Origin of the sequence: Actinoallomurus acaciae (assembly GCF_042429965.1) — a bacterium.
GTDB classification, from domain to species: domain Bacteria; phylum Actinomycetota; class Actinomycetes; order Streptosporangiales; family Streptosporangiaceae; genus Actinoallomurus; species Actinoallomurus acaciae.
The window spans coordinates 1-8331 of sequence record NZ_JBHLZP010000436.1; the positions used below are offsets into that span (position 1 = coordinate 1).

Genomic DNA, 8331 nt, shown 5'->3' on the forward strand with positions numbered 1-8331 from the left:
CCGCCGCCCTGCCGGCGGCCGTACGGGCCGGTGCTCTCGAGTGCGCCTGGTCGAACCCGCCCGGCGCCAGGGCGACGGCCGCCGCCCTCGGCCGTTTCACCCGCGACGGCCGCGCGCCGCCGTACGCCCTGACCTAGCGCGTTCCACGAGGAGCCATCCCGTGGGACGGCCCTGACACCGGCTCGCCGAGCCGTTTCGTCCTCACCCACCCGGCCCGCGTCACGGGTCCGGCGTGGATGCCGTGCGCCTGCTCTCAGGCCGAACAACCATCGAACCAAAACAGGGAACAGCCGTGGACGTCGAACGCACCGCTCTGCCCGGAATCGGGCTGCAACACGTCTTCACCACCGCGAAGGGCCGCCGGATCGGCACGATCTCTCATCGCGACGGCCGCCGCGACCTGCTCATCTACGACCGTGACGACCCCGACACGTGCGTGCTGACGGTGCCGCTCACCGTCGAGGAGGCCAACGCGCTCGCCGAGCTGCTCGGCACCGCGCGGATCGTCGAACGCCTGACCGAACTGCACCGGCAGGTCGAGGGTCTGGTCAGCGCGCAGATCCCGATCGCCGCCGGCTCCCCGTACGACGGGCGGCCACTCGGGGACACCCAGGTCAGGACCCGTACCGGCGCCTCCATCGTCGCGGTCGTACGCGACGGGAACGTCGTCGCCAGCCCACGCCCGGACTTCGGCTTCCAGGCCGGAGACATCGTCGTCGTGGTCGGCACCGCGGAGGGGACCGCGGCCGTGGGCGACGTCCTCGCCACGGGATAGGCGACGGACACATATGACGGGTCAACTGATCGAGCTGGGGGCCATCATCCTCGCCCTCGGCCTCCTGGGGGCCGTCTCGGTACGGTTCTCCATCTCCCCCATCCCCCTCTACCTATTGGCCGGTCTCGCGTTCGGGTCCGGCGGAATCCTGCCCCTGACCACCAGCGAGGAGTTCGTCTCGCTCGGCGCCGAGGTCGGGGTGATCCTCCTGTTGTTCACCCTCGGCCTGGAGTACACCCCCGACGAACTCGTGGCCACGCTGCGCACCTCCGCGCCGGTCGGGCTGGCCGACCTCGCGCTCAACGCGGCACCCGGCGCGATCGCGGCGGTACTCCTCGGCTGGGGTCCGGTGGCGGCCGTGGCGCTGGCCGGCGTCACGTGTGTCACCTCCTCGGGCATCACCGCCAAGGTGATCGGCGACCTGGGCTGGCTGGGCAACCGGGAGACGCCCTCGGTGCTGTCGGTCCTGGTCTTCGAGGACCTCGCCATGGCGGCGTACCTGCCGATCCTGACCGCCCTGCTCGCCGGCGCCGGGCTGCTGGGCGGGACGCTCACACTGCTGATCGCGGCGGCGACGATGGGCGTCATCCTGTGGGTGGCGTTGCGGCACGGCACGGTCGTGGAGCGTTTCGTGGCCAGCCCCAGCCAGGAGGTGCTGCTGCTGAAGGTCCTCGGACTGACCGTGCTGGTCGCCGGGCTCGCCGAGCAGTTGCAGGTCTCGGCGGCGGTCGGCGCGTTCCTCGTCGGCATCGCGGTGTCCGGGCCACTCGCGCACGACGCGCGTCAGCTCATCACCCCGTTGCGCGACCTGTTCGCGGCCGTCTTCTTCGTGTTCTTCGGCCTGCACACCGACCCGACCGAGCTACCGCCCGTCTTCGGGATCGCCGCGCTGCTCGCGGTGGCGGGCATCATCACCAAATCCGCCACCGGATGGCTGGCCGCCCGCCGTGCCGGGGTGGCGACCACCGGACGCCTGCGCGCGGGGACCGCGCTGGTGCCCCGAGGGGAGTTCAACATCGTCATCGCCGGCCTGGCCGTCACCGCAGGCGGCAACTCACGTCTGGGCCCCCTCGCGGCGGCGTACGTGCTCATCCTCGCCGTCGCCGGCCCCCTGCTGGCCCGCGCGGTCGAACCTCTCGCCCACGCCGTACGGATGCGGCGGTCGACGGTCGGTTCCTAGGCGTTGTCCGGCCCGGGGCGCGCGCCGCCCCGGGCCGGGCGACCCGCCCGTGAACCCTTCGGAGGCGCCTTCCGTATGCGGAGACAGTCGGCTGACTCGGCCGATGTTCATTCGGTCCACCCGAGTCGTCTCCGCGAAGTGGGCGTCCCCGGGTTGTGACCGCTGACGGGCGCCGCAACGCGGCGCCGGTACAGGAGGTCCACGATGAAGCCGAGTTTCAGGCGTGTCGGCGCGGTCACCGGCACCGTGGCGGCGACCGCCGGTGCCATGCTCATCGTGAGCAGCGGCCAGAACCATGCCTCTGCCTCGACGATCCCGGCCGGCCACCTGCAGATCTGCGCGCAGGGTGACTACACGGCGTACATCACCCAACGGCCCGCACCGATCCCGGGCAGCAACATGACCACCACGGGCATCAGCAGCAGGGCCGTGGCCCCGTCGCAGTGCTGGATGCAGCCGGTCAACACCTCCGGCCAATGGGCGCAGGTCGACGTGTTCGGGATACGTCCGGACGGTTCGCAGTTCTCCCTCGGCAGCCAGTGGTACAACAGCTCGGTCTCCGGCCTGGGCATCGGCGCCGAGGGCCAATTGTCGACCGGCCCGTACGTCTGGGTCTGGTAGCCGCACTCACCCCGCCCGGCGGAGCTTCTCGCCCGCTTCTCGCCCGATCTGCCGGATATCGCGGTGCGAGGCCGGCCGCGGCCGCCTAACGTGAGCGGCGTGAGGACGCGACCGAAAGATCTCGATGAGGAGCGGCTGCTCCGAGCCCTGGGTGAGTGGGGAGTCGGCGCGGCCTCGCTGGAGTACGCCCCGGTCGGTTTCGGTGACCATCACTGGATCGCGGTCGATGACCGCGGGGACAAGTGGTTCGTCACCGTCGCCGACCTGGCGCTCAAGGGCGAACAGGACGCGCACGCCGCTCTGCGGAGCCTGCGCCGAGCCATGGACACCGCCGCGGCCCTGCGGGACGAGGGGCACCTGGATTTCGTCGTGGCGCCGTTGCGGCTCGCCGGCGAGACCGTCCGCCGGGTCGGGCCCCGGTACGCCGTCAGCGTCTTCCCATTCCTGGACGGGGCCTCCGGGGACTTCGACCGGCCCTGGACCGCGTCCGAACGCGGCGCCGTACTGGAGCTGCTCGCCGCGTTGCATCGTCAGGCGCCTCCGGCGGCGGCACCGGTGCTCGACCTCGGGCTGTCAATGCGCGACCTCCTGCGGAGCGCTCTCGACGACGCGATCCGCTGGGTGCCCGGACCGTTCACCGAACCCACCCGGTCCCTGCTGGCCGGGCACGCCCCGGCGATCCGGCGTCGGATGGAGGAGTTCGACCGGCTGGTCGAGGACCTGCGAAGAGGCGACGGCGCCCCCGTCCTCACCCACGGCGAGCCGCACCCGGGCAACCTCCTGAGCCGCGACGGCGGCCACCTGCTGGTCGACTGGGACACGGTCGGCCTCGCGCCGCCCGAACGCGACCTGTGGTCCGTCGTGGAGAGCCCGGAAGACCTGGAGCGGTACGCCGAGGCCGCCGGCCGTACGGTCGACGCCTCCGCCCTCGCGCTCTACCGGCTCCGCTGGGACCTCGAAGAGGTGTCCATCTACATCGACTGGTTCCGCGCTCCCCACGACCGTTCCGCCGACACGGAAGAGGCGTGGCAGGGGCTCCAGGAATCGGTCGCCCAGCTCGACCTCGACGCATAGGAGTGGCCCGCCATGACGCAAGGCCGTAGATCCTGGTGGCCCGCCGGTCTCCTCGCGCTGGGGATCGCGCTGTTGCTGAGCACCGCGCTGATCGAGGCGCTGGCCCCGCACGCCGTCGGAGCGTCGGTCCTGCTCGGCACGTTCGGGGTGATCTGCCTCGTCGTCGTGGTGGGTACGCCGCTGCGGCGGCAACGCGGAGGCGGCGCGGGCACCGGCGGGCGTCTCATCGTGTCCGCGCTGGTGCTCACCCTGCTCTGCGGCCTGCTGTACACCCTGCCGCCGCACTCGGTCGTCTTCGCGGCGCTGCTCCTCGTCGTCGCCGCCGGGTTCTTCACGATCGGCGTGGCGATCGTGGGCGGCGGCTACTTCGGCATCGTCGGCGCGGTGGGGGGCGGCCTCATCTGCGCCGCCGTCATGATGGCGCCGACGCCGATCGCGCTGGCGACCATGGACCACACGGTGACCTGCGAGATCCCGGCACAGCGCTTCAGCGACACGAGTGACCGGTTCGACGTGCACTGCCCGGACGGCAAGGTCTACCCGATCAAGACCAGGCAGCCGCACGCCACCGGCGTGCCGGTGCGGATGCTCGTCGACCCGCACGGCCTGCTGCGGCCGGAGATCGCCGACCGCGTCCACGTGCACAAGGACGAACTCGCGCTCCTGCTGTCGCTGCTCGCCGGCGCCGGCACGGTGGTGGCCGCGTACGTCAACCGCCGCCGGGGCCGCGTACGCCCGGTCGTCTCTCCGCGCCTCGGCTCGTGATCGTCTAAGCGCGGGGCACCGGCTCGGCCCCGTTGTCCCCCGTGCGAGCCACCCGCGAATGTCCACCGCGCGGTGACGACTCCCTGACGTCGAATCAATAGCGTTTTCGACGTGACCACAGCGCTTGGGTCGCCAATTCTCGCACGGGAGAAAATAATGCTCCGCAAAATCAAGACGACCGTTGCGATCGCCCTATGCTGCACCGCGGCCGGCGCCGCGCTCACCGGCTGCAGGGGCATCGCGGGCGCGGATCCGAATCCATCCGCCACGGGAAATTCCTCGATCGTATGGAAAGCCTGTCCAGCGCCGCCGCCCGGGACCAAGGTCGACCCACGGCAAAAGTGCGGCACGCTCAAGGTTCCGCTGGACTACCGGCATCCCGGTGGGAGGCAGATCACGATCGCCGTCTCCCGTGTTCCGGCCGCCGATCCGGCGAAGCGACGCGGCGTCCTGCTGTTGAACCCCGGCGGCCCGGGCGGCGAGGGACTGAATCTGCCGAGCGCCTTCGGTGACATGGCGAGTAAATCGGTTCTGGCCGCCTACGACAGGATCGGTTTCGACCCGCGGGGCGTGGGCCACAGCAGCCCGGTGACCTGCGGTTTCACCGCCGCCGAAAGCACACCTCCCTACCCCTATCCCGCACCGGACGGCTCGATAGCGAAAAATGTCAGTTTCGCGCGTTCGGCCGCGGCCCGCTGCGCCGCTGAATCGGGCGGCGTACTGCCGTTCATCACCACCGCGAACACCGCGCGCGACATGGACCGAATCCGCAAGGCGCTCGGCGAGAAGCGGGTCTCGTATTGGGGCACCTCGTACGGCACCTACCTAGGCGCGGCCTATTCCTCCTTGTTCCCGCACCGCACCGACCGGATCGTGCTCGACAGCGCCATCGACCCCGCACGAATCTGGTACGGGGTGTTCCAGCAGCAGAGCGAGGGCATCGCGGTGCGTTTCCCCGACGCCGCGCGCTATGCCGCCGACCACTCCGATCAGGTCGATTTCGGGAACACGCCCGCAGCCGTCACCAAGACCTATCGCGAACTGGCGGCACAACTCGATAAGCGGCCCGCGAGCGTGCCGGGCACGTCGACCGCGATGAACGGCGACATGTTCCGCTACGTGACCACCCTCCTGCTCTTCCAGGACGCGACGCTCCCGCCGCTGGCCCAGGTATGGCGGGCCACCGCCGACCTCGCCGCCGGCCACGCCACCGACCAGGAGACCGGCACCCTCCAGCAGACCCTCGCCATGGTCAGCCCCAGCGCCGCCACCTCACCGGGAGTCCCCGGAGACAACGCGATCGCGGCGGCCTACGCGGTGGCCTGTGACGACGTACGGTGGCCCGGCGACATCAACGCATACGCCCGCAACGTCGCCGAAGACCGCAAGACCTACCCACTGTCGGCCGGCTCCCCGGCGAACCTGTGGCCCTGCGCGTTCTGGCACACCGCTCCCGTCGAGCACCCCGTCAGGATCAGCCACCACGGCCGCCGCAACATCCTGATCCTGCAGAACGAGCGCGACCCGGCGGCCACGCTGGACTCGGGCCGAGGCATGCACAAGGCCCTCGGCGCCCGATCGACCCTCGTCACGGTCGACGCGGGCGGCCACGGCGTCTACGGCACGCAAGGCCCACAGGCGTGCGCCACCAAGACGGCCGACGCCTTCCTGGTCGACGGGAAGATCCCGGCCCACGACCTCCACTGCCCCCGGCCCTGACCGTCTGCCTCTCGGCCGAGCCCTGAACGGCCCGGGAGCCACCGAGGCCCAGGTCGGAGGAGGTACTCCGACCTGGGCCTCGGTCGCACCTCAAGCCTGGCGGGTACCTCCGGTCGGTCCGGCGCCGTCGCGGCCCGCATGACCGCATGAACGCCGGGTACCGACTCGCGCATGCGGGTGATGACCATGAACCTCTGGGGCACACGCGGAGACTGGGCGGCAAGGCGAGAAGTCCTCAGGAAGGGGATCGGCGAACTCGCCCCCGACCTGGCGGCCTTCCAGGAGGTGATCGAGACCTCCCCGCCGCCCGGTGCGACACCGGAGGGCGGACACCCCGGCCGAGGACACCCGTCACCACGTCGTGCCCCGGCGCACCCAGATCCCGAAACTCCGCCGAGCGCGACATACGATCAGGCCGCCGACCTGCTGGGCCCTGAATATCACGTCGCCCGGAGCACGGCTCGCGAACCGGACGGCCAGACCATCGCGATCGGCAGCCGGTGGCCGATCACCGAGGTACGCGAGGCCGACCTGAACGTCACACCGCGGACGTCCGGGTTCGCCTGCACCACCATGGCCGCGCTCATCGAGGCCCCGGCCCCGTTCGGGCCACTGCTGTTCGTCAACCATTTCCCCAGCTGGCGACTGGACCTGGAGTACGAACGCGAACTCCAGGCCGTCGCCGCCGCCCGACTGATCGACGCCATGCTGAACGGACGCGACCTGCACGTGATACTGGCCGGCGACCTCGACGCCGCCCCCGACGCGGCGAGCATCCGATTCTGGACCGGCCGCCAGTCACTGAACGAAATGAGCGTCTGCTACCGCGACGCCTGGGAACGAACCCACCCGAACGAGCCAGGCGCCACGTACACCCCCGACAACCCACTAATGGTCGACGGAGACTGGCCGTTCCGGCGAATCGACTACATACTCGTACGCTGCGGCCTGCACGGCGGCCCTACGCTACCAATCCACTCCTGCGAGCGACTGTTCACCGACCCGGTCAACGGAGTCCAGGCCAGCGACCATTACGGCCTCACCGCCGACCTCGCCCTTCCAGAACACCAGACGCCCGACGAGGTGCCACCCGCGAGGCGGCCAGCCCCACCACGCGATCCGGTAAGCCGTCGCTGACGACAACGACACTCGCGATGGACGAGCCCCCCGGACCTCTTCGTCGGCGTCCAGGAGACGTGTCGCCTCCCCCAGCGAGAGTCCTGATTGCGGAGTGGTCAACGGTGGTCGGCGAATGCATGACCTGCGCTGCCAGTCTCCAGCCGCAGCCAGGCGGCCATGGCCGGGTCGGCGGCGATCAACACCGCCCCTACCCACGCCGCCCCGGAGGGAATGCGCGCGGTCGTACCCTGCCCCCGCAGGGGGTCTGCGGCCGGTAGCGATGCGGCGAACCCCTGGGGCACCGAGCCCATACGCGGCAGGCTGGTGCGATCGTGGGCGACCGCGCGATCAACGCGAGAACCTACCGGGGTTCGAGGTGATTCCGCGGTGGGTCCGTGTTGAGCCGCGGGGGCTTGGCGGGCCGTGGGAGGGGCGGTCAGACGACGAAGCGTTCGTCGAGTAGGGCGCGCATGTCCTCCGGCAGCTCGTGTTTGCCGGCCTTGATGCGGTCGAGGAAGTCTTTCCAGGCGTTCACGCTGAAGAACAGCTTGGGACCGTCGGGGTCCTTGCTGTCGCGAACCGCGATGAGACGCTCGCCCCGGCCCTCTTCGGACGCGTCGGACACCGCGCACCTCTTGTTCTCGTGGGGAATCGCCGATGAGACGGCTCTTGCCGCCCCTCAAAGTCACCGTGTCAAACGGTAGCAGGCACCGTCGGTCACGGCGGTGTCTTGGGCCTTCCTGTTCGCATCCGGGGCCACAACGGCCTCATGTCCTCCGTGCGGTTGGTCGTCCCGTTCCGCCTGGCCGCTCGCGTCGAGATCGGTGACGTCCCGGCAAATCCGGCAAAGGCCGCGTGAGCCTCCAGGAGATCCCTTGGCCGGCGCCGGCCTCGCGGGGTACGCATGGACTTGTCGTGTGATGCCCCGATTTAGACTAAGCAGCTTCTCCCTGAAAAACAAAAAAGGGGCCGCTGTCTGCGACCCCTCTCATGGAAAAAGAAGAAGAGGAGACGAACACACCACAGGAAAAATCCTGCGGGGTTCTGTCTCCTCTTCCCCTCTTATCTATGTTGATGT

The 8331-nt window shown here is 70.2% G+C and carries 8 protein-coding genes; 7 read left to right on the forward strand and 1 reads right to left on the reverse strand.

The genetic code is table 11. The annotated features are described in order from the left end of the window. Window positions 1–292 precede the first annotated feature (292 nt). The 7 genes from ACFFNX_RS37530 (at window position 293) to ACFFNX_RS37560 (ending at window position 7271) form a co-directional block, all read left to right on the forward strand. Window positions 293–775: a cation:proton antiporter regulatory subunit gene (locus ACFFNX_RS37530; protein WP_378210811.1), complete on the forward strand. Its 483-nt coding sequence runs from the start codon at window positions 293–295 to the stop codon at window positions 773–775. A 13-nt stretch (window positions 776–788) separates the two neighbouring features. Next, complete coding sequence (locus ACFFNX_RS37535) at window positions 789–1955, forward strand: cation:proton antiporter (protein ID WP_378210813.1); 1167 nt, start codon at window positions 789–791, stop codon at window positions 1953–1955. 204 nt (window positions 1956–2159) lie between these two features. Further along, complete coding sequence (locus ACFFNX_RS37540) at window positions 2160–2576, forward strand: hypothetical protein (RefSeq protein WP_378210815.1); 417 nt, start codon at window positions 2160–2162, stop codon at window positions 2574–2576. Between the two features lie 99 nt (window positions 2577–2675). Beyond that, on the forward strand, window positions 2676–3650 hold the full coding sequence (locus ACFFNX_RS37545; RefSeq protein WP_378210817.1) for an aminoglycoside phosphotransferase family protein: 975 nt from the start codon (window positions 2676–2678) through the stop codon (window positions 3648–3650). 12 nt (window positions 3651–3662) lie between these two features. After that, window positions 3663–4415 (forward strand): hypothetical protein, encoded by a 753-nt coding sequence (locus ACFFNX_RS37550; RefSeq protein ID WP_378210819.1) that lies wholly within the window; start codon window positions 3663–3665, stop codon window positions 4413–4415. A 111-nt stretch (window positions 4416–4526) separates the two neighbouring features. Next, window positions 4527–6134, forward strand: a complete 1608-nt coding sequence (locus ACFFNX_RS37555) for an alpha/beta hydrolase (protein WP_378210821.1) — start codon at window positions 4527–4529, stop codon at window positions 6132–6134. A gap of 171 nt (window positions 6135–6305) precedes the next feature. Next, window positions 6306–7271 carry an endonuclease/exonuclease/phosphatase family protein gene (locus ACFFNX_RS37560; protein ID WP_378210823.1) on the forward strand — a complete coding sequence of 322 codons (966 nt, stop codon included), beginning with the start codon at window positions 6306–6308 and terminating at the stop codon, window positions 7269–7271. Window positions 7272–7689: 418 nt separating this feature from the next. Here ACFFNX_RS37560 and ACFFNX_RS37565 read toward each other — a convergent pair whose 3' ends face one another. Continuing rightward, window positions 7690–7878 carry a DUF397 domain-containing protein gene (locus ACFFNX_RS37565; RefSeq protein ID WP_378210825.1) on the reverse strand — a complete coding sequence of 63 codons (189 nt, stop codon included), beginning with the start codon at window positions 7876–7878 and terminating at the stop codon, window positions 7690–7692. Window positions 7879–8331: the final 453 nt, after the last annotated feature.

Bases quoted from the DNA above. Each gene is read 5' to 3' on its own strand.
- ACFFNX_RS37550 (WP_378210819.1), top strand. From the start codon at position 3,663: ATGACGCAAGGCCGTAGATCCTGGTGGCCCGCCGGTCTCCTCGCGCTG.
- ACFFNX_RS37560 (WP_378210823.1), top strand. From the start codon at position 6,306: ATGCGGGTGATGACCATGAACCTCTGGGGCACACGCGGAGACTGGGCG.
- ACFFNX_RS37535 (WP_378210813.1), top strand. From the start codon at position 789: ATGACGGGTCAACTGATCGAGCTGGGGGCCATCATCCTCGCCCTCGGC.
- ACFFNX_RS37540 (WP_378210815.1), top strand. From the start codon at position 2,160: ATGAAGCCGAGTTTCAGGCGTGTCGGCGCGGTCACCGGCACCGTGGCG.